This is a genomic window from Streptomyces sp. NBC_01003, assembly GCF_045162695.1.
Classification (GTDB): Bacteria; Actinomycetota; Actinomycetes; order Streptomycetales; family Streptomycetaceae; genus Streptomyces.
Genome location: NZ_CP108707.1, coordinates 443,618 through 465,926, shown reverse-complemented (window position 1 = coordinate 465,926; position 22,309 = coordinate 443,618). Strand labels below are relative to the sequence as shown.

Here is a 22,309-nt window from a genome sequence, read left to right as displayed (position 1 = left end):
AGACCGCGACCATGCCCGACACCCGCGGGGCGAAGGACCCGCAACCGACACTGCGCGACGTCGCGCAGCGGGCGCACGTGAGCGCCATGACGGTCTCGCGTGTCCTGCGCGACGACCCCAAGGTGCTGCCCGACACCGCTGAACGGGTGCGAGCCGCCGTCGCCGAACTCGGCTACCACCGCAACGAGATGGCCCGCAGCCTGCGCCTGGGCAGCGGCACGGGGCTCGTCGGGCTCGTGGTCACCAACCTCGCCAACCCCTTCTACTCCCGGCTCGCTCTCGGCGTCGACGCCGTCGTCGCCGAGCACGGCCTGAAGACCGTCATCGGCAACACAGGACACGACCTCGACAGCGAGCGCGGCCTCGTGGCGGACCTGGTCGCCCGGCGGGTCGACGGCATCATCGTCGTCCCCGCCGATGACGACCAGCGCCACCTGGCCGCCGCGGCGGACAACGGCGTACCCGTCGTGGTGGCCAGCCGACCGCCGAGTGGTTTCACCGCCGACTGCGTCCTGGTCGACGACTACGGCGGCTCGCGCACGGCAACCCGACAGCTGCTCGACGCGGGACACCACAGGATCGGCTTTCTCGGTTCCCCGCCGGCTGTCTATACGGGCGCCGAGCGGTTGCGCGGCTTCACCGACGCACTCGTCGACGCGGGCATCAAACGCGAATCGGGCTACGTACGGCTCGGGCAGCAGCAGACCGCTGAGGCCTCGCGTGCCGCGGCCGAACTGCTGGCACTGCCTGAGCCGCCGACGGCACTGTTCTGCTCCAACAACCGCAACACCATCGGAGCCTTCCGCGCGATCCGCGCCGCCGGTACCACCACCGCACTCGCGGGCTTCGACGACTTCGAACTGGCCGACGCGCTGGGACTGCCGCTGATCATCGCGGCCTACGACAGCGACGAACTCGGCAGGGAGGCAGGCCGGTTGCTCGTGGCCCGGCTCGGTGAGGCGCGTTCCCGTGACACCGCCCGTCGCGTCGTCGTGCCCACCACCCTCGTGCGCTACGGCACGCCGGGGAAGCCGTGACCATGCGCGGCGGGGAAGGTTGACGGATCGGCCGGAGAGGGTCCGCGCGCTACGCGTCCGCGGGGACACAGGCGGACGTCCCCACACTGCTGGACGGCATGCAGAAGGTCGCGTCGGACGCGTTCCGGATCGCTGCCCTGGCGACCGGCCGTCAGCCGCCGCCCTTGCAACGACCAGGAGCGGTCATGGGGTTGGAGTCCGGGCCCGGTGACGCCCATGCGAGGGCATCAGGCACATCATCCGCCGCCGGGGCCTTCTCGCGTGGCGCAACGGTGAGGGCCCACAGCCCGCACCCCTTCGAGGTGGGGCGCGTCACCATTACTGTCGCCGACCTGCCGGACGTAACGTCCCCGTAACTCCCGGGAGGTGTACCGCTGTCCAGTGCCGGGCGGCCAGGGCCGGGGGTTGTCCCTCTCCCCATCCATCGCGATCACCTGGTGGCACGATGCATCCTGCTTCCCCCCACTCCTCGCGGCGCCGCTTCCCACGCGGGCGGCGGCCTGCCGGCCGCGGATGGCGGCCGCGCTCCGGGTCCGCCGTCGCGCTCGTGCTGTCCGTCATCGCCCTGATCCTCGGGCTGCTGTCCCCGGCACCGGCGCAAGCCGTGTCCCTGCAAGAGGTGACGAGCTTCGGCTCCAACCCCGGCAGCCTGCAGATGTTCCGCTATGTCCCCGACGGGCTGCCGTCCGGGCGCCCGCTGGTGGTCGCCCTGCACGGCTGCACCCAGTCGGCCTCGGCGTTCGACGGCGAGACCGGCTGGACCAAGTGGGCCGACGCCTGGGGCTTCGCGCTGGTGCTGCCCCAGCAGAAGAGCGCCAACAACGCCAACTCGTGCTTCAACTGGTTCCAGTCGTCCGACTTCTCGCGCGGCCAGGGCGAGGCCCTGTCCATCAAGCAGATGGTTGACAAGATGGCGGCCGACTACGGGACCAGCCCCTCACGTGTCTACGTCACCGGCCTGTCCGCGGGCGGAGCGATGACCGCGGTCATGGCGGCCTCCTACCCGGACGTCTTCTCCGGCGCGGCGGTGGCCGCCGGCCTTCCCTTCGACTGTGCCCGTACTGTCTCCGCCGGTCTGACCTGTATGAACCCCGGCACCAACCTCACCCCGCAGCAGTGGGGCGACAAGGTACGCGCGGCCTATCCCGGCTACAGCGGCCCCTATCCGACGGTGGCGGTGTGGCAGGGCTCCCAGGACACCACCGTCGTGCCGATGAATATGACGGAGCTCGTGGAGCAGTGGACCGACGTCCACGGCGCCGATGCCACGGCCGACGTCAGCGACACCGTGCAGGGCTACCCGCACAAGGTCTACCAGGACACTTCCGGTCGAGCCGTCGTCGAGTCGTACAGCATCACGGGCATGTCCCACGGCCAGGCCGTCGACCCAGGCACCGGAGCCACCCAGTGCGGCACGGCGAGCCAGTACCTGCCTGACATGAACATCTGCGCCTCGTACTGGATCGGACACTCCTGGGGCCTCGACGCCACCGACGGCGGCGGCTCCCTGCCCGCACCGACCGGGCTCACCGTCACTGCCACCACCGACACCTCGGCGTCTCTGTCCTGGACCGCCGTCGACGGTGCGGCCTCCTACCGCGTCTACCGCGGCGGCGCCCAGGTCGGCTCGCCCTCCTCGACCTCGTTCACCGACACCGGGCTCGCCCCCGGCACGACGTACAGCTACACCGTGGCCGCCGTGGACGGCTCCGGGGCCGTAGGCGCGTCCTCCACCTCGGCACAGGCGGCCACGACCGGTGCCACCCATCAGTGCTACACCGACAACAACTACAACCAGGTCGCCGCCGGACGCGCCCACCAGAGCCTCGGCTACGTCTATGCCAACGGCTCCAACCAGAACATGGGCCTGTACAACCTCTACGTCACCCACACCCTGGAAGAAACCTCGCCGGGTACCTTCGTGATCGCCGACTCCGGCTGTCCGTCCTGACGGACCCAACGGCGCGGCGGAGGCTTCGCCTTCACCCGGTGGGGCCGCCGCCGCACGCCATGGCCTGCTCCCTGATGTGGTCGAACTCCGGCGTGCACAGCAGGTAGAAGGGCTCCTGCCGCCTCCTGCCGCCTCCTGCCGGCGGCCTGTGCGGGCGAGCGGACCGGGCCGTGGGGCCGCCGCATGGTGCACCCCGATGGAGCCTGCGCTGCCACTCGTCGCGACAACGTGCCGCACAGAGCGCTGCCGTGCCGCACCTGCGCCGGCTGGGCGGGAGGGTCCGTCGGCTCGCCACCGAGTCGCCCGTTCTCAAGCCCAGCGTCATCAGCCCCGCCTCCAGTTGAACGGGTATGTCCCAGACATCCCGACCTGAGCGTCTCGTCCAGGGTGTCTGAAGCGCTTCGATGTGCGGCGTGACAAGAGTCGCACCGATGTCGGCGCGAGATGAAGAGCGGATGCCCGAAAGGCCGTTGAACCAGGGCTTTACCGTCCAGTAACCCGCCTGCAGGCAAATATCGACGCCCCATGGACGGAGATCCACTGCGTGCTAGCGTCCCGGTCGCCGGGGGGCCGACACAGGACAGTGAGAGGAAACCCGTGGGTCACATGCACCACATGGCCGGAGGCTGGGCGACGCCGGTCCTGTCGTATGCCATGGCCGTCGTCGGATCCGCGCTGGGACTGCGCTGCACAGTGCGCGCCCTGGCAGCCGGGGGACGGTCCAAAAGGAACTGGCTGGTCAGCGCGTCGATCGCGATCGGTGCCGGAATCTGGACCATGCACTTCATCGCGATGCTCGGCTACACCGTCGACGGCACCGCGATCCGCTACGACATCCCGCTCACCCTGCTCAGCCTGCTCGTCGCCATCGCTGTCGTCGGCGCCGGAGTCTTCACCGCCGGATATGGCAAGTCCCGCGTGCGCTCCATCCTGTTCGGTGGCGTCGGCACCGGCCTCGGTGTGGCCGCGATGCATTACATCGGCATGGCCGCGGTACAGCTCAACGGCACGATCTCGTACGACCCGGCTGTCGTCACCGCCTCCGTCGTCATCGCGATCGCTGCGGCATCCGCCGCGCTGTGGGCCGCGCTCTCCGTGCGGGGCCCAGCCGTTGCCGCCGTCGCCGCCCTCGTGATGGGGCTCGCGGTGAGCAGCATGCACTACACCGGCATGGCCGCGGTCACCGTGGACGTGCATGCGAGCAACGCACCTCTGCCGGGAGCGAGCGCTACCGCGTTCATCCTGCCGCTCGCCGTGGTCCTCGGTTCCTTCCTCTTCCTCACCTGCGCCTTCGTAGCTCTGTCCCCGACGGCGCGAGAGCGCGCCGAGGGCGAGGCCGCGGCTCGACCGCTGCACGAGGTCGAGCTTCCGGTCGCCTGAGCCGGATTCCCTGAGCCGCCTGCGTCATCTCCGCGGCGCATTTCTCGCCACGCGCGTACGCCGCCGCCGTTCCCCGGGCCGAACGCCACTTCGCGCGCCCTCAACACTCCTGCACCGCCAAGGAGATCCCTGGTCATGCCCGCACGCTTTCCGCTGCCCGAACGGTGGCGTCCCAAGTCGATCCGAGCGAAGGTCGTCACCCTGCTGACGGTGCCGGTCCTCTCGCTGATGGCCCTGTGGGGGCACGCTGCCGTCACCACCGCGTCGCAGGTCTCGTCCACCGAACAGTTGCGGCAGATCAACTCGGCCCTGGTGAAGCCGGTCACGGACTTCACCACCACGGTCCAGGACGAGCGTGCCGCCGCGCTGAAGTACCGGGCCGCTCCCGGCCCGTCCACCCGCCGTGACTTCGATGCCGCCCGGTCCCGCACGGACAAGGCCGTCACGGCCCTGCGCACGGGCATCCGCTCCAGCAGCACCGATCTCCCGGCCCTCGACGCCCAGCTGCCCGACCGGATCAGTGCTCTGCTCAAGAGCGCAGGGTCCCTCTCCGAGCAGCGCGAGACGCCCCATGACTCCGCCGCCCTGTTCTCCGGCTACGGCACGGCCGTCGACCGGGCCTTCGCGGTGCGCGCCGGGCTCGCGGGCGCCGACCGCCCCGACCGCGCCTCCGACACCCGCACCGTCCTCGAACTGGCCCGTGCCCGCGAGGCGTTGAGCCGCCAGGACGCCGTGCTCGGCGCCGCGCAGGCGAGCGGCACCATCTCTGCCGCCCAGTACCGCGCGTTCATCGGCGACGTCGCCCAGCAGCGCGGGCTCACCAAGGCAGCGGTGTCCGACCTGCGGGCCGAGGACGCCGCCCGCTACCGCGCCGTTCTCGCGTCCCGCAGCGCCACCGAACTCGCCACCGCTCAGGACGCCGTCCTCGACGCCGGCGAGGAAGGGGCCGTGTCCGCCGTGTCGGCGGGGGACTGGCACTCCATCGCGGGACACACCCTGGCCGGGCTTGCCGCAGCGGAGCGGGCCGCCGTCGACACGAGCGCCGACGCGGAGCCGTACTCCCTTGCGACCCTTGGAAGCTCGGGCCTCGCTGTAGTCCTCGGCCTCCTCGGTGTGGTCCTCTCGCTGCTGCTCTCCGTACGCATCGGGCGCGGCCTGGTCGACGACCTCACCGGACTGCGGAACTCCGCTCTGGAGCTCGCCGCCACGCGGCTGCCGGCCGCGATCCGCCGCATCCACGGTGGCGACGACCTCGACCTCGACGCCGAGGCCCCGCTCGCCCGCACTCCCATCCGGGACGAGATCGGCCAGGTCGGCGCGGCGCTGACCACCGTGCAGCGGGCCGCCCTGCGCGCCGTCGCGGGCCGCGCCGCCGTCCTCACCGGAGTCTCCGGCGTCTACGTCAGCCTCGCCCGCCGCAGCCAGGTGCTGCTCCACCGCCAGCTGGAGCTCCTCGATGCGATGGAGCGCCGTACCGAGAACCCCTCGGACCTGGAAGACCTGTTCCGTCTTGACCACTTGACGACCAGGATGCGGCGCCACGCCGAGTCCCTGCTCATCCTGTCCGGCTCCGCGCCCGGCCGTGCCTGGCGCAACCCGGTCCCGCTGGTCGACGCCGTACGCGCGGGCATCGCGGAGACCGCCGACATCGACCGCGTCCAGCTGCACGACATCCCCGATCTGAGTCTGGCCGGCACGGCGGTGGCCGACCTGATCCATCTGATCGCCGAACTCGCGGAGAACGCCGCCGCGTTCTCGCCGCCGCACACCCCCGTGGTGGTGCGCGGAGAGGAGGTCGGGGCCGGTGCCGTCCTGGAGGTCGAGGACCGCGGCCTCGGAATGGGCGACGAGGCGCTCGCCGCGGCCAACGAGAAGATCCGGGCCACGGACATCGACCTCCTCGACTCGCGTCGGCTCGGCCTGTTCGTGGTCAACCGCCTCGCCGAGCGCCAGCAGGTGGACGTCACCCTGCGCCGCTCGGTCTACGGCGGCGTCACGGCCGTCGTTTTCGTTCCGCAGCAGCTCCTGGAGGCACCGCATCCGGGCTTGCGGCCTCTGCCGGAGCCGGAGCCGGAGCCGGAGCCGGAGCCGCGGGCGGTGGAGTCCGGTCACGTACCGGCCTCTGCTCCGGTCGCCGTTCCCATATCGGCACAGCAGCGCCCTGAACAGGAATCGATCCCCCGACCGGAGCGTGAGCCCGAGCCACCGCTCGCTCACACTGCGCCCCGCCAAGTCCCCACTCATGGCCGCCACGCGGCCCCCCGGCCGGCGCCGTCCTCGCTCGCCCCCACCGCGGAAGCCACCTCGAGCCATGACTCCGAGGACGGTCTGCCGCGCCGGGTACGCCAGGCCAGCCTCGCCCCCGAACTGCGCGGTGACGAGAACACGGGCGCCGGTTCACGGCCGGCCCAGGGCCCGGCCGTCCGGTCCCCGGAGGCCGCGCGCGCCACGATGGCGTCCCTGCGCTCCGGCCGGCGCCGCGCGTCCGCGGCTCAGGGCGAGCCGGACACACCGTCCGGCTCCGGAACCCCGTCCGGCGCCCCGCATGCCGCGCCCCACCCTCACACCGCGACCGAAGAAGGATTCCGAAACCGATGACCCCGACCTTCACCGTCACGAACCTGGGTGACAACCCCGACGACCATGGCACGGGCGGCGCGGGCGGTGTCGACTGGCTCCTCGACGACCTGGTCGACCGTGTCGCGGAGGTCCGGTACGTGGTCATGCTTTCCACCGACGGCCTGTGCGTCGGCGCCTCCCGCGGCCTGGGGCGTGATGAGTCCGAGCGCTTCGCCGCCATCGCCTCCGGGTTCCACTCCCTCGCCAAGGGCGCGGGCCGCCACTTCGACGCGGGCGGCGTCGTCCAGACGATGGTCGAGCTGCACGGTGGTTTCCTCTTCGTGGTCGCCGCGGGTGACGGGTCGTGCATCGCGGTGTTCACCGACGGGCACGCCGATATCGGCCTCGTGGCGTACGAGATGGCCCTGCTGGTCGAGCGCGTGCGTGAGCACCTCGCCGTACCCGTGAGGACGGACGGCGCCCCGACGCCGGACGGCGGGACGTCGTGACCGACCTGCCACCTGGCCGCCGGCCGACGGCCGGCGCCGCCGACCGGGACCCCGATCCCTGGGCCGACCGCTACGACGAGGAGGCCGGCCCTCTGGTCCGCCTGTACGCCATGACCGCGGGCCGCGCGCGTACGGACAACGGCGCGGAACGCCTCGACCTGATGGCGATCGTCCGCTCCACGGCCGCCACCCCGCGCGGCCCGATCCCGCCCGAGCAGCGCAGCCTCCTGGCCCGGTGTGCCCAAGGGCCGCGCCCGGTGGCGGACTTGGCGTCGGACTCGGGCCTGCCGCTCGGCGTCGTACGCGTCCTGCTCGGCGACCTCACCGCCCAAGGGCTGATCCGCATCACTCCACCCGAGTCCACCGCCGCCGGGAAAGAACCTCCCCCCGCCCACCTCCTGCGAGAAGTGATCAATGGCCTCCGTGCACTCTGACCGCGCCGCGCACGCGGCGCCCGCCGACTTCACCGCTCTCAAGCTCCTGATCGCCGGCGGCTTCGGCGTGGGGAAGACCACGCTGGTGGAGTCGGTCAGTGAGATCCGCCCGCTGCGCACCGAGGAACCTCTCACCGAGGCCTCGCGCCCGGTGGACAGTCTGGAGGGCGTGGCCACGAAGTCCACGACGACCGTCGCCATGGACTTCGGTCGGATCACCCTGCGCGACACGCTGGCCCTCTACCTCTTCGGCACCCCCGGCCAGGACCGCTTCTGGTTCGTCTGGGACGAGTTGGCCACAGGCTGTCTGGGCGCGGTCGTCCTCGCCGACACCCGGCGCCTCGCGGACTGCTTCCCCGCCATCGACTACTTCGAGAGCCGCGACATCCCCTTCATCGTGGCTGTGAACTGCTTCGACGGCATCCGAACGCACACCCAGGGAGCGGTGGCGCGCGCCCTCGACCTGACCGCCGAGACCCCGGTGCTCCTGTGCGACGTACGCGACCGGGAGTCCGGCAAGGAGGTCCTGATCTCCTTGGTCGAGCACGTCCTGACCATGGAGTCGACCCCCAACTGAGGGGCCGTATACGGCACTTGCCCATGTGCGTCGCGTACTCCGACGAGCAGCCGCTCTACGACGAGGATGCCTCCGAAGGTCCACGAGAAGACCGTCCCCCGTGTATGACGGCGAACAAGCGGCAGCCGTCCGCTTGTTCACGGCCGACCCCTCACGGGCGACCGGACGGTACCGGGTCCGCGTCGAGCGCCTCGGCGGCCAGCTCGCCCGTGGCGACGCGGCTGTTGCGTCGCCCCCACAGTGCGTAGATCACCAGACCGACCGCCATCCAGATGAGGAAGCGGACCCAGGTGATCAGAGGCAGGCTGCCCACCAGGAGCAGGCACAGGAGCAGCGCCACCACGGGCACGAACGGCACCCACGGCGTACGGAAACCGCGTGGCAGGTCGGGGCGGGTGCGGCGCAGGTACATCACTCCGACGCAGACGACGGCAAATGATGTCAGCATGCCGATGTTGCCGAGTTCGGCGAGGTCCTGGATCGGCAGGACGGCCGTCATGAACGCCACCGCGAGGCCCAGCGTCCAGGTGATCCGGCGTGGGCTGCGCGTGATCGGGTGGACGTGGGAGAACCACTCGGGCAGCAGGCGGTCGCGGCTCATGGCGAGGAAGACGCGGCTCTGCCCGAGCAGCATGATCATGACCACGGTGGTGAGCCCGCAGATCGCGCCGAGGCCGACGATCCGTACGGCCCAGTCCGAGCCGACCGCGGCCAGCGCGCCGGTCACGGGCGCCGCGGTGTCCAGTTGTGTGTACGGACGCATTCCGGTGATGACGAGTGACACGCCGACGTAGAGAACGGCGCAGACGATGACGGTCGCCATCAGGGCGATGGGCAGGGTGCGTTGGGGGCGCTTGGCCTCCTCGGCGTTACTGGCCATGATGTCGAAGCCGGAGAACGCACCGAAGACGATGGCGCCGCCGGTGAGGATGCCCGCGAGACCGAAAGTGGCGTTCGTGCTGATGCCCGCCCAGCCCAGAAGCGGCTGCTGCCACACATCGCCGTCGCCGCCCGGGGGACGCGAATCGGGGATGAACGGGGTCCAGTTGGCAGGGTCGATGTGGAAGACGCCGACGCAGAGGAAGAGGACGATGGCGGCGAGCTTCACCAGCGTCATGATCGTGTTGATGCGTGCGGTCGTACGGACGCCCGCGGCCAGGACAGCCGTCAGGACGAGGATGACCAGTACGGCGGGCACGTTCACCACGGCGGCCGGGCCCGCGATGGTGGAGGGCAGGTGCAGTCCGAACGTGGCGAGGAAGTCGACCACGTACTGCGACCAGCCGCTGGCCACGGCCCCGGCGCCCATCGTCATGTCGAGGATCAGGTCCCAGCCGATGAGCCACGCGGTCAGTTCGCCGAGCGAGACGTACGCGAAGGTGTACGCGCTGCCCGCGACCGGCACCGTCGACGCGAACTCCATGTAGCACAGGGCCACCAGGCCCGAGGCGAGTGCACCGAGCGCGAAGGAGAGCGCGATGGCGGGGCCCGCGTAATGCGCGGCGGCCGTGCCGGTGAGGACGAAGATGCCGCCACCGATGGTGACGCCGATGCCCATCATCGTGAGCTGGAGCGGCCCGAGCGAGCGGGCCAGCCGGGTCGTGGGGCGTTCGGCGTCCCGCAGGGTCGCCTCGATGGATTTGGTGCGCACGCTTACTGCCCTTTCTGGGAGCGGTGGATGGCAGGCCGTCGAGCCGTGCCCGCTATGCGGCCGCTTCGGTCAGGGCTGCGGGAAGGTGGTCGGCCAAGTGCGCATAGTCGGCTCGGTCGTTGTAGAGGTGCGCGGACAGCCTCAGGTAGCCGCGTCCGTGCCAGGTGGTCACGGCCGTCTCGCAGCCGATGGCGACGGAGAGGTGGCGCTGCAGGGCGTGCGCGGCCGCCTGGTCGGTGGCCGTGCCGTGGGGCAGCGGCACCAGGCGCATCGCCGGGGCCTCGCTCCCGCCGACCGCGGCGGTGTCCGCGCCGAGCGCGTCGGCGAGCATCCGCTGTGCCTCGCCCGCCAGTTCGGTGATGCGGACCCGCGCGGCCTCCCAGCCGAACTGCTGCTCCACGAACTCCAGGGAACGCGGCGCCGCGAGCCAGGGAGTGAGGTCCTCCGTGCCCTGCTGGTCGAAGCGCAGCGGAAACGGGTCGGGCGCGCCCCATGAGTCGGTCAGCGGGTACAGCTCCTGGGCTCTGTCTCCGCGCGCCACCAGGGCGGCAGTACCCCGTGGTGTGCAGGGCCACTTGTGCAGGTTGCCGATCCAGAAGTCGGCGTCGCCCGACTGCGCCAGAGGGTCGGCGAGCATGCCCGGAGCGTGGGCGCCGTCGACGAGGACGAGCGCGCCGGCCGCGTGGGCGTGGCGGGTGATGTCGGCGACGGGGAAGAGACGGGCCGTCGCCGAGGTTATCTGGTCGACGACGACGAGCGAGGTCGGGGCCTGCGCGTCGGCGAGGGCGTCGGCGAACCGGGCGGTGATCTGCTCGGGCGTCGCGTCGAGCGGCACGTGCAGGGTCCGTACGCGCGCCCCCGCACGTGCGGCGGCGCGGGCCACGCCCATGGCGACGGCGCCGTAGGTGTGGTCGGTGATCACCACCTCGCTGCCGCGCGGCAGCTGGAGCGAGGCGAGGACGGTGCTGACCCCGGCGCTCGCGTTCGGGACGAGGGCGAGGGTCTGCGCAGCGGTGTGCAGATAGCCGGCGATGTCGGTGCGGGCCTGCGCCACACGCTCGGGGAGCCCGCGGAACCAGCGGTCCGGATTGGTCTCCATCTCGGCGCGCAGGGCGTGCAGTTCCTCGATGACGGTGCGCGGCACCGCACCGAACGAACCGTGGTTGAGGTGGCGTATGTCCGGGTCGAGTGCCCAGTGGTCCAGGGGGTGCGAAGGCATATCAGCTTTCCGAGTCATCCGATGACTGTCGCTCTCCCGGAGGACCGTAGGCGGTAACCTACCCGCTGAACAGGGGGGTGGGCAGAATCTTCACGTCCAGTCGCAAGCTCAGTCATTAGATGACTCGAGGAATAGCCGTGCCGTGACATCGTTACGGACACGATGGCGGGGGAGTCCCGCGGCAACCGGAGGGGGTACGAGGATGGCGGCCACCGAGACCGCGGCTGCGGGCCTGCGCGCAATGATCGCGAGCGGCGAGCTGGGGCCGGGCAGCAGGCTCCCGCCCGAACCCGACCTGTGCACCCGCCTCGGCGTCTCCCGCGGTTCACTGCGCGAGGCGGTCCGGTCGCTTGCGGCCCTCGGCATGCTGGAGTCCCGGCACGGCGCAGGCACGTTCGTCTCCGCCCTGAACCCGGCGCACATGCTGGCCGGTTTCAGCGCGACCGTCGACGTCCTCCCGCTGGACGGTCTCCTCGAACTCTTCGACGTACGCCGCGCCATCGAGTCACACGCCGCCGCACTCGCCGCGGCGCGCGCGGACGAGACGGTCGTGGCGCACCTGCGCGAACTTCAGGAGCGCCTGTCCCGCACGCAGGACCAGGAACAACTCCAGTCGCTGGACCATGAGTTCCACGCCACGGTCTGCGCGGCGGCGGGCAACGAGACGCTCGCCGCGCTCGCCGGCCTGCTGCGTGCCCGCGGTGCCCACTACAGCGTCTACGGCACCCGGGAAGCGGCGACCGTGCGACTGGCCAGCGACCTCGGTCACGAGGCGCTCATCACCGCTCTCGCGGCCGGCGACCCCACGGCCGCTGCTGCCGCGGCCTCCGCCCATCTGTCACAGACCGAGGCATGGCTGCGACGCCTGCGACCGTCACCGGAGCCGCGGTGACGCGTCGCTGGACACCGAACGAAGCGTCGTGCGCATCGACTCTCGGATGTCTTGCGCGGGTCGGTTCGTGAGGCAGAGGCCGTCCACCCGGCTCAGTTTTCAAGACGGGCGGGCAGCCGGGTCAGGGCTGCGGTCGATGAGGAGTAGCGCTCGGCCCGGGACCGGGCCGACATCGACGCATGGGGCAGCCGAGACGGAACCGTTCGTGCGGACCCGGGTATCTGCCGTCCGGGAGGTGGCCGAATGCGAGACCGCTCAGCGGGCCGGACGATGGAGTCCGCGCGTGCGTTGATCTTCCGGGCGGTGGCCAAGTGCCACCGCAGACGGTGCGGGCGACCTGTTCCCGTAGGGCATCAACGTCATCGACCAGGAAGGTCGGCAGCCGTCCCGCACGGTCGACGCCGTCCGGGGCGCGCTGTCTGATCCAGGCGACGCGGGCGCCCCCGTCGTCATCCAGGCCCCGTCGCGCTGCCGGCCCAGGGCTGCCCGGTCGAACGCCCGGGTCTCCGATTGCCCCGGCCCCCGGGGATGACCCAAGCTCCGCCGTGATGTGTGCACCTTTGCCACTGCCACCGGACGAGTTCGCGGCCCCGAAGCAGGTCGGCCCGCCCTCTGGCGTCGACCTCTGAAACGCCCGCGCGAGCACTATGATCCTCGGCGGATCAGCCCCCATCTGCAGGAGGCCAGCATGTCCCACCCCTCCGTCCTCGCCGCGCTGACGTCCGCCTTGCGCAGTGGCGCGATCGAAGTCGTCGATCTCACGGCGCCGTTGTCGTCGTCCACACCGGTGCTCCAACTGCCCGCCCAGTTCGGCCAGACCGCGGTCTTCGAACTCGAGGAGATCAGTCGCTACGACGACCGGGGACCCGCCTGGTACTGGAACAACTTCCGCAGCGGCGAGCACACCGGCACGCACTTCGACGCGCCCAACCACTGGATCACCGGGCAGGGCCTCGCCGACGTGGCATCCGTGCCCGCACAGCAACTGATTGCCCCGGCAGCCGTGTTGGACTTCTCCGCCGAGGCCGCCGCGAACCCCGATTTCCTGGTCGAGGTCGAGCACATCAAGGCGTGGGAAGCGCAGCACGGGTCGCTGCCCGACGGGGGCTGGCTGCTGCTGCGCACAGGATGGGACGACCGCTCGCATGCTCAGCGGGAGTTCCTCAACGCTGACGAGAACGGCCCGCACACCCCAGGGCTTTCGGCGGAGTGCGCCCGCTGGGTCGCCGAAGAGGCGCCCGTGATCGGTCTCGGGGTCGAGACGGTGGGCACTGACGCCGGCCAGGCATCGGGCTTCGATCCGGCCTTCCCGTGCCATTCCTTCCTGATGGGCAGCGGCAAGTACGGCCTGACCCAGCTGCAGAACCTCGCCGCGCTGCCGCCGACCGGCGCCGTTGTGCTGGCCGGACCGCTGCCCATCGTCACCGGATCCGGCGCGCCCGCGCGCGTGCTCGCACTGGTGGAGCACGCGTGAAGGTCGCAGAGGCGGTCGGCCGGGCCCTGGCCGCGGCCGGCGTCGACCACGTCTTCGGTGTGGTCGGTTCGGGGAACTTTCACCTGACCAACGCCTTGGTCGCGGCCGGCTCCCGGTACGTCGCGGCCCGCCATGAGGGCGGGGCGGCCACCATGGCCGACGCCTATGCCCGTATGAGCGGCAAGGTGGCGGCGCTGTCGGTGCATCAGGGGTGCGGGCTGACCAATGCGCTGACCGGCATCGCCGAGGCGGCCAAGAGCCGCACCCCGCTGCTCGTCCTGGCGGCGGAGACCACCGAGACCACCTCGAACTTCTACGTCGACCAGGACGCGCTGGCCCACTCGGTGGGTGCCGTCAGCGCGCGTGTGACCTCGGCGGAGGATGCGGTCGAGCAGGCATGCGCCGCCGTGCGGCGAGCCCTGCACGAGCGTCGTACCGTACTGCTCAATCTGCCGCTGGAGATCCAGGCCCTGGATGTTCCCGAGGGCACATCGATCACGCCGCCTCCCGAACGGACCCCGGTCGAGCCGGAGTCGGACGCCGTCGCCCAACTGGTGCAGACCATCGAGCGCGCGCAGCGCCCGGTCTTCGTCGCCGGACGGGGAGCGCGGACGCCCAACGGCCGCGACGCCCTGGCCGCGCTCGCCGAGCAGCACGGCGCGCTCCTGGCCACCTCTGCCGTCGCCCGCGGGCTGTTCCACGACAACCCGTGGTCGCTCGACGTGTCCGGCGGATTCTCCTCGCCCCTGACCGCGGAACTCGTAAAGGGCGCGGATGTGATCGTGGGCTGGGGCTGCGCACTGAACATGTGGACGATGCGGCACGGACGGCTGATCGGCCCGGAGGCCACCGTCGTTCAGGTCGACGACGACCCGTCCGCCCTCGGCCGGCACCGCACGGTCCACCTCGGCATCATCGGCGACGTCGAACGCACGGCACGGCGCGCCCTCGAAGCGAGCGGAGGGCGACGAACCGGCTACCGCACCCCCACCATCAGAGAGTCCATTGCCGCACGCGTGCGCTGGCGCGACGTGTCCTACGAGGACGAGAGCAGCCATGAGCGAATCGACCCGCGCACCCTGACCATCGCGCTGGACGACCTGCTGCCAGCCGAGCGCGTGATCGGCGTGGACTCCGGGAACTTCATGGGCTACCCCTCTATGTTCCTGTCGGTGCCCGACCACAACAGCCTGTGCTTCACCCAGGCCTTCCAGTCCATCGGCCTGGGCCTTTCGACGGCGATCGGCGCGGCGCTGGCCCGGCCCGACCGGCTGCCCGTCGCCGCCCTGGGCGACGGCGGCGCGCTGATGAGCGCCGTCGAACTGGACACCGTCCGCCGCCTGGGACTGCCGATGGTGGCCGTCGTCTACAACGACGACGCGTATGGGGCAGAGGTCCATCACTTCGCCCCCGGCCACTTCCCCCTGGACACGGTCGAGTTCCCGCCCACCGACATCGCCGCCATCGCCCGGGGCTACGGCTTCGAAGCGGTCACCGTCCGCACCCGCGCCGACCTCGAACCCGTCCGGGACTGGGTCGCCGGGCCCCGCTCCACACCCCTGCTCATCGATGCCAAGGTCACCGCCGAGCACGGGGCCTGGTGGCTGGAGGAGGCCTTCCGCGGCCACTGAGAGACGGCGAACAGCCCGTCTCTCCCACCTCCCGGTCGTCGCCGACGCGGTACGCATCGACGTGACGGAGCCAGGGCGCCGCCGGTGACGATGTTGGCGTCGGGCGCGGGCGAGGCTGGTGTTCCAGCTGCCCCGGTAAGCCGTCGAAAAGCTCGGTCCGGAGGTGGGCATGCGGCCCAACGCCTGCCTGAAGTTCACCAGCGTGCACGTCGACCGCCGCAGACCCGCACCCGCCCCACCTGGGTGATCAACCAGGACAGCACTCAGCAGTCCCGCATCCTTCGGGTCACCGCCCGGTAGATCTTGTGACCGCTCACTGATGCACTGGTGCCATCCTCGCCGACGGCCCGCACCGGCTCTCGCGGACCCGGCCGGTGAATACGGAGAGGTGGTGCGTGGCGCTCGTGGAGTGCGCCACGCGCCGCCGCCGACACATCCCTTCACGGGCAGCACACGCGAGGCTCTAGCCCCCTTTTGAATCGCTTGTCCGACTCTGGACTAGGCTTTCGCCTTGCATCTGCGGAAAAGGAAAGCAAGGGGCTGTGTCATGGAGAAAGGCATGCTGCCGCCGGGGCAGCGCCTGGCCAAAGGCTGGCCCGTATCGCACTACGGACCGGTACCCCGCTTCCGCCCGGAGCGATGGACCCTCCAGGTCTTCGGCGCCACCGCGAACAAAGCGACCCACTCCTGGACCTTCGAAGAACTCACCACCCTGCCCAAAGTCACCGTGGTCGCGGACCTGCATTGCGCGTCCGGCACCAGCACCACCGGCCACACCTTCTTCGGGATCCCGGCACGCGTCCTGCCGGACCTCGTTCCACCCGCCGAGGGCGTGTCCCATGTGATGACCTGGGCCGAATACGGATACAGCGCGAACCTGCGCCTCGAGGACTTCATTGCCGACTCCACCGTCATGGCCACCCACCACAACGATGAGCTGCTCACTGCGGAGCACGGCTTCCCGCTGCGCCTGGTGGTCCCGCACCTGTTCGGCTACAAGGGACCCAAGTGGCTACGCGGCATCGAGTACATGACGCAGGACCGGCGAGGCTTCTGGGAGGAACGCGGCTACCACAACATCGCCGACGCCTGGGCCGGCCAGCGTCATTCGTACCAGGAGGACGCCAGCCCGTAACGGGCCGATTCGCCGACACAACCTCCAAGTCGAGTGACGCACATGCCACGCTTATTGGCCGATCTGCCAAGCATCAGCAAGTTCTCTATGTGATTCCATGCGGCAGATGCAAGATAGGTGTTGCTGTTCGGGGCGCGGACGTCACGGCCCCGGCCCGGCCCACAACGCGAGGTCCCTCCATGGTCATGCGCACCTACGACGGCAGCGCCGGCGACGTCGACTACGGCACCATCGGCTCCGGATACGCCTCCTACCGCCGCCCTGACGAGCGCATCGCCCACGTCATTGCTGAGGCCCTCGGCGATGCGCGCACCGTCCTCAATGTGGGGGCGGGAACCGGGTCCTATGAGACCGAGGCGCGCACGATCACGGCGGTTGAGCCCTCCCTGGCCATGCGCGTCCAGCGCCCGGCCCAACTCGCCACCGCGATCGACGCCGTCGCCGAAGCCCCCCCTTCGCAGATGGGCAGTTCGACGCGGCGATGACTCTCTTCAGTGTCCATCAGTGGTCCGACGTCGAAGCCGGGCTGCGGGAGATGCGACGCGTCACCCACGGCCCCGTCGTAGTCCTGACCTGCGACCCCGCGCGCGTTCGCGACTTCTGGCTCTACGAGTACGCCCCCGACGTGCTGGAGACCGAAGCGCGCCGCTACCCACCCCTGGACCGACTCACGGCCACGCTCGGCGACACCACCACCATCCAGCCCGTTCCCATCCCGCTGGACTGCACCGACGGCTTCAATGAGACGTACTACGGCCGCCCCGAACTCCTCCTCGACCCCGCCGCCCGCCAAGCCTGCTCGGCCTGGAGCTTCGTCGACGACCGCGCCCGCCAGGACTTCGACACCTCGCTGCGCCGCGCCCTCGGCTCGGGCGCCTGGGACGAGGCGTTCGGTCACCTGCGCAGCCGCCCGACCTACAGCGGATCCCTTGTCCTGCTGCGCGCCACCCCATGACCACAGCGGCGACACCTCCCGCCTCGATGTCTCGATCGAGCCGCCACCGTCGCCGCGAGAGTCTTGTCCACACTGAGTGTCTGTCACCGTGCTCCGACAATCGGACAGCGATTCTCACAGCCGCCGCGACGCGCGCGCAGCACGGGGCCGCGCGCAGCACGGGGCCGCGCGCAGCCCTCGGACGACGCGGTGTCCTCATGCCGCCTGCCAGTTGTCGGCACCTGCTACCAATTTTGGCTACCGAGAGCTGATCAGCTCCGGCCCTGTCTACGGGAATCCCCGCCGGCGGAACGGAGTTACTTGCTGCTACAACGACGACAACGGGTGGGCCCCGGTCCGCCGCTGCGAGGGAACGGAAGCCGATGAGCCTTCGTCAGTTCGAGTACGCCCTGGCCATTGCCGAGGAGGGCTCGGTGACGGCGGCCGCGGAGCGGCTGCACGTCGCTCAACCGTCGGTGTCCCAGCAGATCCGCGGCCTGGAGCGGGAACTCGGCGTGGAACTGTTCGCCCGCACGCCGACCGGACTGGTGCCCACCGTGGTCGGCCGCGCGTTCCTGCGGGAGGCGGAGGCCGCGGTGAGCGCGGCGCGGCGGGCGAGGGCCACGGCGCGGGCCGGCGCCGATGAGCTGGTCGGCGAGCTGGTGGTCGCGGTGCAAATGGGCTTTGGCACACGGCAGTTGCCGGGTGCACTGCGCGCGTTGCGTCGCCGCTTCCCGCGTCTGGAGGTCACCGTCTTCGAGGAGCCGAGCTCCGCCGAGCTGGAGCGGCTGGGGCGACGAGGCGTGCTGGACCTGGCCCTGATGGCGGCGTGCGAGCAGAGCCCCGCCGACGCGCACCACCTCGGCGACGAGGAGTTCGTCGTGGCCCTTGCCGCCGGGCACCGGCAACTCGCCGCGGACCGGGTCGAGCTGCGCGAACTGGAGAGGGAGCCGTGGGTGAGGTTCGACCGCGACAGCGCGCTCGACGGCGTACTCCTGAACGTACTGCGGGACAACGATCTGGCCCCGACCACGGCCGCCCGCGTGTCCCAGACGGCGACGGCCGTGCGCTGGGCCGCCCACGGCCTTGGGGTGACGCTCGTCCCGGCCTCCGCGGTGCCCCACGGTTACGAGCACCTCGTGCGTCCGGTTTTCCCGGTAGTGTCCCAGCCCGTCATCGCCGTGGTCCGGCCCCCGGCGCGGGTCCGGCGGAGACGGCCCTGCTCGAACTCCTGCGTCATGAGACCTGGTCCGAGTCCGCTTCCTTCTCGCCCGCGTCCTGACGGCCGAGAAGGAAGCGGGCGCCGCTGAATTTCTTTTGTCGAAACCGGCGTTCCGGAATTATGTCGGCATCAGCCCCTGGGGAATTCGCCGCCGTCCACGACGAGACAGCTCCCGGTCAGCCAGCTCGCCCGGCCGGACGCGAGGAACAGCACCGCCTGGGCGATGTCGTCGGGCCGGCCATCGCGCCCCAGCGGCGCGGTGGTGGCGTCGTTCTGGCCCGGCGCCAGATCCAGGCGCGCCCACTGCTCCCGCGTCTCTTCGCCACCGGGAGTGGCGACTCTGCCGGGAGACACAGAGTTGACCCGGACTCCGAACGGGGCCTGTTCCAAGGCCAGTCCCCGGCTGTAGTTCTCCAGCGCCGCCTTCGCCGCCGTGTAGTGCAGGAACGGTCCTACTGGGGTGAGGACCGCGGCCGACGAGATGTGCACGATCACCCCCGAACGCCGTTCCCGCATCCCCGGCAGCAGCAGCGAGTCCAGCCGCACCGACGCCAGGAAGTTCAAGTCCAGCGCGTCCTGCCACTCCTCGTCGGGGATCGCCGAACTACCCTCGTACGGCCGCGCCCCACCCGCGTTGTGGACCAGGACGTCCACCCCGCCGAGTACCTCCTGTGCGGCCGCGGCGAGCGCCTGTGCTCCAGCCCGTGTCCGCACATCGGCCTCCAGGAAGGTGGCCCCTTCCGGCACCGTGCTCGTCGCCGACCTGGCAGTCGTGAGCACCTCGGCACCAGCGTCCAGGAGTTGGCGCACGACGGACGCTCCGATGCCGCGAGAACCACCCGTGACCAGGGCCCGCTTTCCCGCGAGTTCTCGCATTCCCGATCCGTTCTCGATCGTGGTCATGCCACCGGTCCTCTCAATTCGCGTGTCAGTCCGCTCGACGGAATAGGGTCGACATGCGCAGAGCGCGATTTCTCGGGAAATCGCGGTGAGCACCTCGTCGAGCTGTTTCACGGTACGTACGGAAAATAGTGAGAGGCAAAGACGAAAGGTCAGCAGGCGCTATAGGGAATCCCTATGGCACCCCGGACGGCTGCCGCGGTGAGGACGTCGGTGAGCAGGACCGGTGCGGTGACGCTGTCGTGCGAGCCGGTTTCGGGGGCTACGGATGTAGGCGGAGACGACATCCGTAGCCCCCGGTGGGATGATCACGTGGCGAGTCCCCCATGAGACGCCGAGACGTGGCAGAGCAAGAATGTTGGACAGGCGTACGTAGCACGACGAATGGCCCAGCCCTTGCACGGCGTTGTGGCAATGGTCGGTGGACTGACTCTGCTGGGCCGTCTGCTGCTCGGTGTCGACCTGCTCGAGCGAAATCCGGGGGCCGGTTCAGTGCACCGGACGCGTAGCACCCGCTGTGGTCGTCCCGATGGCGCAGAGCGCTGCCAGCCCACCGTCCCGGTGGGCAGCAGCGCAGGGCGATGCCCCCAGCGCCTCGCCCTCTCGGCGTCTTGGATCGCATTCGAGGGCCGACGCACCTCAGCCGCGACTGAACCTCAACAACGTCGTCGAAGCGGTGCCTGCCGATCTCCGTTCCGCCGGTCCGCATCCGTCAACGCGTTCGATCCGGATCGGGAGGTCGAAGGGCACCGGGGCGTGGGTGAGCAGGCGAGGCAGGGCGGATCGACGGACCATGGGAGGAGCGGGAAAGGCAGAGTGCGCCGAGTAGACGGGAGTGCCGCAGGTGGGTGGCGGGCGCGAGCACGGCGATTCCGAGGAGTACAACGCCGAGGTGCGCCAGCTCGCGAGTCTCAACCGTTTGGCGGGCCCGACCGCCGCCGGGTCCGGCAAGGCGTCCGAGCGGACGCGCCACCGCGGAGCCGACCTGCTCGTGACGGGGCACGCCCTGGCGCGGGCCGCGTCGCTCGGGGAGGCGCTCACCCTGATCTCCCAGCTGGCCGACGCCACCCTGCCGTTGTGCGGTCAGGCGGTGTTCCGGTCCGACCGCGAAGTCCTGAAGTGTGGGGGACAGGTCGGCTTCCGCGACGGCGAGGTCGACGCGCTTCGACTGCCTCTCGGCACGATTCATCCGGCCGCGCAGGTGGCCCGGACCGGGCGCCCCGTCTTCCTGGCCTCCCCGCAGGAGTACCGCGACCGCTTCCCGTCCGCCTGGCAACTCGCAGGACAGCAGGGGTACGAGGCCTGGGCCTTCCTGCCCCTGACGACGTACAGCCACCTCACCAGCGTATGGATGGCGGCCTTCGACGCCCCGGTACCGATGACCGGCGGTCTGGGCACGTTCCTGTTGACCGTGGCCCGCTTGCTCGGCCAGAGCATCGAGCAGTCGTACGACGGCCAGGCTGACCGCGCACTCTCCCAGGGCCTGCGCAGCAGCATGAGCCGGATCGACCCCGGTGTCGACGGCCTCACCGTCGCCGGCCGGTACGTGCCCACCGGCGGGGGTCTCATGGTCGGCGGTGACTGGTTCGACAGCATCCTCCTGCCCAGCGGCCGCCTCGGCGTGGTGATCGGCGATGTCCAGGGCCACGATGTGCAGGCCGCCGGGCTGATGTCGCAACTGCGCACCGCCATCCACGCCTACGCCGCCGAGGGCCACGGCCCCGACGCCGTCCTGGTGCGCGCGTCCCGCTTCCTGACGTCACTGGGCGAGGGCCGCTTCGCCACCTGTATCTACCTGGAGGCCGATCCCGCCACCGGCATCCTGCGCATCGCCCGGGCCGGGCACCCGCATCCCGTGCTGCGGCTGCCGGACGGAACCTGTCTGCTCAAACACGTGCGGGGTGGCCTGCCCCTCGGGCTCGACCTGGGGGAGGACGACTACCCGGTCAGTGTCCTCTCCCTGCGTGAGAACGAGATCCTGATGCTCTGCACCGACGGTCTGATCGAGTCCGGCGGACACGACATGTACTCCGGTTGGCTCCGTGTGCGCAATGCGCTGACTCCGGGCGGTCCCGAAGACCTCGACGGCCTGGCGGACCGGCTTCTGAACGCGGTCGTGGCCCCGTCCCCCGCACAGCCGGGCGACCAACCCGGCGCCTCCTTCACGGAGGACGACATCGCGCTGCTGCTCCTGCGCCGCGACCCGTCGGATGTGCATGCGAACCGGGCCGGGCGGCACCTGCGCTTCACCCTCGAACAGGATCAGGCCCAGGGACTCGCCGACGCACGGATCGAATTCCAGGGCCTGCTCCACGACTGGGCGCGGCCGGAGCAGGTCGACACGGTCCTCCTGCTCGTCTCCGAACTTCTCGGGAACGTACTGATCCATACCGATCATGCCGCTGTCCTTCGGGCCGAAATCAGCGGCGCTGCCCAAGGCCGGCGACGACTGCGCGTGGAGGTCACCGACCACAGCGACGAGGTCCCGCACCGGCGCGCACCCGGCGAACTCTCCTCCTCCGGACGCGGACTCGTCCTCCTCGACCTGCTGGCCCACCGGTGGAACATCCGCCCCGAACCGGAGGGGAAGACGGTCTGGTTCGAACTCGACGAGGAGGGCCCGGAAGAACCCTGACCCGCGGCCGACCGAGCGTCGCCGCTGTGTTCTCCGCCGCGCCCGTCAGCCGATTCAGCCCGGAGCCGTGCCATCCTCGCCCGAATGGCGCCCTGGTGAGGTCGCTGCCGATGCTGACCGTGAAGACGTCCCCGCCCGGCGAGCCACTGCGCCGCGTTGTGGACCGTCA

17 protein-coding genes and 1 pseudogene are annotated in these 22,309 nt (G+C 70.7%); 15 read left to right on the top strand and 3 right to left on the bottom strand.

What is annotated here, in order from left to right; genetic code table 11:
- Positions 1-11: 11 nt before the first annotated feature.
- The 7 genes from OG698_RS02305 to OG698_RS02275 all read left to right on the top strand — a co-directional run bounded on the left by OG698_RS02305 (position 12) and on the right by OG698_RS02275 (position 8,447).
- The gene (locus tag OG698_RS02305) at positions 12-1,037 is read left to right on the top strand and encodes a LacI family DNA-binding transcriptional regulator (RefSeq protein WP_406101094.1); all 1,026 of its coding nucleotides are present in this window, start codon (positions 12-14) and stop codon (positions 1,035-1,037) included.
- A 445-nt stretch (positions 1,038-1,482) separates the two neighbouring features.
- Positions 1,483-2,988, top strand: coding sequence for a PHB depolymerase family esterase (locus OG698_RS02300; RefSeq protein ID WP_406101093.1), 1,506 nt, complete (start codon positions 1,483-1,485; stop codon positions 2,986-2,988).
- 597 nt (positions 2,989-3,585) lie between these two features.
- Positions 3,586-4,368, top strand: coding sequence for an MHYT domain-containing protein (locus tag OG698_RS02295; protein WP_406101091.1), 783 nt, complete (start codon positions 3,586-3,588; stop codon positions 4,366-4,368).
- A gap of 135 nt (positions 4,369-4,503) precedes the next feature.
- The gene (locus OG698_RS02290) at positions 4,504-6,966 is read left to right on the top strand and encodes a nitrate- and nitrite sensing domain-containing protein (protein WP_406101090.1); all 2,463 of its coding nucleotides are present in this window, start codon (positions 4,504-4,506) and stop codon (positions 6,964-6,966) included.
- A 23-nt stretch (positions 6,967-6,989) separates the two neighbouring features.
- Positions 6,990-7,436, top strand: a complete 447-nt coding sequence (locus OG698_RS02285; RefSeq protein WP_406110785.1) for a roadblock/LC7 domain-containing protein — start codon at positions 6,990-6,992, stop codon at positions 7,434-7,436.
- Positions 7,433-7,870 carry a DUF742 domain-containing protein gene (locus tag OG698_RS02280; RefSeq protein WP_406101089.1) on the top strand — a complete coding sequence of 146 codons (438 nt, stop codon included), beginning with the start codon at positions 7,433-7,435 and terminating at the stop codon, positions 7,868-7,870. Before OG698_RS02285 ends, OG698_RS02280 begins: the two co-directional genes overlap by 4 nt.
- Positions 7,851-8,447, top strand: coding sequence for a GTP-binding protein (locus OG698_RS02275; protein ID WP_406101088.1), 597 nt, complete (start codon positions 7,851-7,853; stop codon positions 8,445-8,447). The genes OG698_RS02280 and OG698_RS02275 overlap by 20 nt, the downstream gene beginning before the upstream one ends.
- 151 nt (positions 8,448-8,598) lie before the next feature.
- Here OG698_RS02275 and OG698_RS02270 read toward each other — a convergent pair whose 3' ends face one another.
- Both OG698_RS02270 and OG698_RS02265 read right to left on the bottom strand, forming a co-directional pair.
- Positions 8,599-10,098 (bottom strand): APC family permease, encoded by a 1,500-nt coding sequence (locus OG698_RS02270; protein WP_406101087.1) that lies wholly within the window; start codon positions 10,096-10,098, stop codon positions 8,599-8,601.
- Between the two features lie 52 nt (positions 10,099-10,150).
- Positions 10,151-11,317, bottom strand: coding sequence for an aminotransferase class V-fold PLP-dependent enzyme (locus OG698_RS02265; RefSeq protein ID WP_406101086.1), 1,167 nt, complete (start codon positions 11,315-11,317; stop codon positions 10,151-10,153).
- Between the two features lie 202 nt (positions 11,318-11,519).
- Here OG698_RS02265 and OG698_RS02260 point away from each other — a divergent pair, with 202 nt between their 5' ends.
- From OG698_RS02260 to OG698_RS02230, 7 genes and pseudogenes are all read left to right on the top strand, one after another.
- Complete coding sequence (locus OG698_RS02260; RefSeq protein WP_406101085.1) at positions 11,520-12,209, top strand: FadR/GntR family transcriptional regulator; 690 nt, start codon at positions 11,520-11,522, stop codon at positions 12,207-12,209.
- A gap of 688 nt (positions 12,210-12,897) precedes the next feature.
- On the top strand, positions 12,898-13,683 hold the full coding sequence (locus OG698_RS02255; protein ID WP_406101084.1) for a cyclase family protein: 786 nt from the start codon (positions 12,898-12,900) through the stop codon (positions 13,681-13,683).
- Complete coding sequence (locus tag OG698_RS02250; RefSeq protein ID WP_406101083.1) at positions 13,680-15,314, top strand: thiamine pyrophosphate-binding protein; 1,635 nt, start codon at positions 13,680-13,682, stop codon at positions 15,312-15,314. The genes OG698_RS02255 and OG698_RS02250 overlap by 4 nt, the downstream gene beginning before the upstream one ends.
- A 547-nt stretch (positions 15,315-15,861) precedes the next feature.
- The gene (locus OG698_RS02245; RefSeq protein ID WP_406101082.1) at positions 15,862-16,449 is read left to right on the top strand and encodes a molybdopterin-dependent oxidoreductase; all 588 of its coding nucleotides are present in this window, start codon (positions 15,862-15,864) and stop codon (positions 16,447-16,449) included.
- A 179-nt stretch (positions 16,450-16,628) separates the two neighbouring features.
- Positions 16,629-16,934 carry a hypothetical protein gene (locus OG698_RS02240; protein WP_406101081.1) on the top strand — a complete coding sequence of 102 codons (306 nt, stop codon included), beginning with the start codon at positions 16,629-16,631 and terminating at the stop codon, positions 16,932-16,934.
- Positions 16,931-17,404, top strand: a complete 474-nt coding sequence (locus OG698_RS02235) for a hypothetical protein (RefSeq protein ID WP_406101080.1) — start codon at positions 16,931-16,933, stop codon at positions 17,402-17,404. Before OG698_RS02240 ends, OG698_RS02235 begins: the two co-directional genes overlap by 4 nt.
- Before the next feature lie 362 nt (positions 17,405-17,766).
- Positions 17,767-18,665 (top strand): annotated as a pseudogene (locus tag OG698_RS02230) (LysR family transcriptional regulator).
- A 69-nt stretch (positions 18,666-18,734) separates the two neighbouring features.
- On the opposite strand, the gene OG698_RS02225 reads toward OG698_RS02230, so the two are convergent.
- Positions 18,735-19,508, bottom strand: coding sequence for an oxidoreductase (locus OG698_RS02225; RefSeq protein ID WP_406101079.1), 774 nt, complete (start codon positions 19,506-19,508; stop codon positions 18,735-18,737).
- A gap of 841 nt (positions 19,509-20,349) precedes the next feature.
- On the opposite strand from OG698_RS02225, the gene OG698_RS02220 reads away from it, so the two are divergent.
- On the top strand, positions 20,350-22,140 hold the full coding sequence (locus OG698_RS02220; RefSeq protein ID WP_406101078.1) for a SpoIIE family protein phosphatase: 1,791 nt from the start codon (positions 20,350-20,352) through the stop codon (positions 22,138-22,140).
- Positions 22,141-22,309: the final 169 nt, after the last annotated feature.

What these genes read in the sequence shown, in the direction of transcription:
- OG698_RS02245 (WP_406101082.1), top strand. Translation starts at nt 15,862, where the DNA reads ATGGAGAAAGGCATGCTGCCGCCGGGGCAGCGCCTGGCCAAAGGCTGG.
- OG698_RS02305 (WP_406101094.1), top strand. Translation starts at nt 12, where the DNA reads ATGCCCGACACCCGCGGGGCGAAGGACCCGCAACCGACACTGCGCGAC.
- OG698_RS02225 (WP_406101079.1), bottom strand. Translation starts at nt 19,508, where the DNA reads ATGACCACGATCGAGAACGGATCGGGAATGCGAGAACTCGCGGGAAAG.
- OG698_RS02290 (WP_406101090.1), top strand. Translation starts at nt 4,504, where the DNA reads ATGCCCGCACGCTTTCCGCTGCCCGAACGGTGGCGTCCCAAGTCGATC.
- OG698_RS02265 (WP_406101086.1), bottom strand. Translation starts at nt 11,317, where the DNA reads ATGCCTTCGCACCCCCTGGACCACTGGGCACTCGACCCGGACATACGC.
- OG698_RS02240 (WP_406101081.1), top strand. Translation starts at nt 16,629, where the DNA reads ATGGTCATGCGCACCTACGACGGCAGCGCCGGCGACGTCGACTACGGC.
- OG698_RS02300 (WP_406101093.1), top strand. Translation starts at nt 1,483, where the DNA reads ATGCATCCTGCTTCCCCCCACTCCTCGCGGCGCCGCTTCCCACGCGGG.
- OG698_RS02260 (WP_406101085.1), top strand. Translation starts at nt 11,520, where the DNA reads ATGGCGGCCACCGAGACCGCGGCTGCGGGCCTGCGCGCAATGATCGCG.
- OG698_RS02255 (WP_406101084.1), top strand. Translation starts at nt 12,898, where the DNA reads ATGTCCCACCCCTCCGTCCTCGCCGCGCTGACGTCCGCCTTGCGCAGT.
- OG698_RS02235 (WP_406101080.1), top strand. Translation starts at nt 16,931, where the DNA reads ATGACTCTCTTCAGTGTCCATCAGTGGTCCGACGTCGAAGCCGGGCTG.
- OG698_RS02275 (WP_406101088.1), top strand. Translation starts at nt 7,851, where the DNA reads ATGGCCTCCGTGCACTCTGACCGCGCCGCGCACGCGGCGCCCGCCGAC.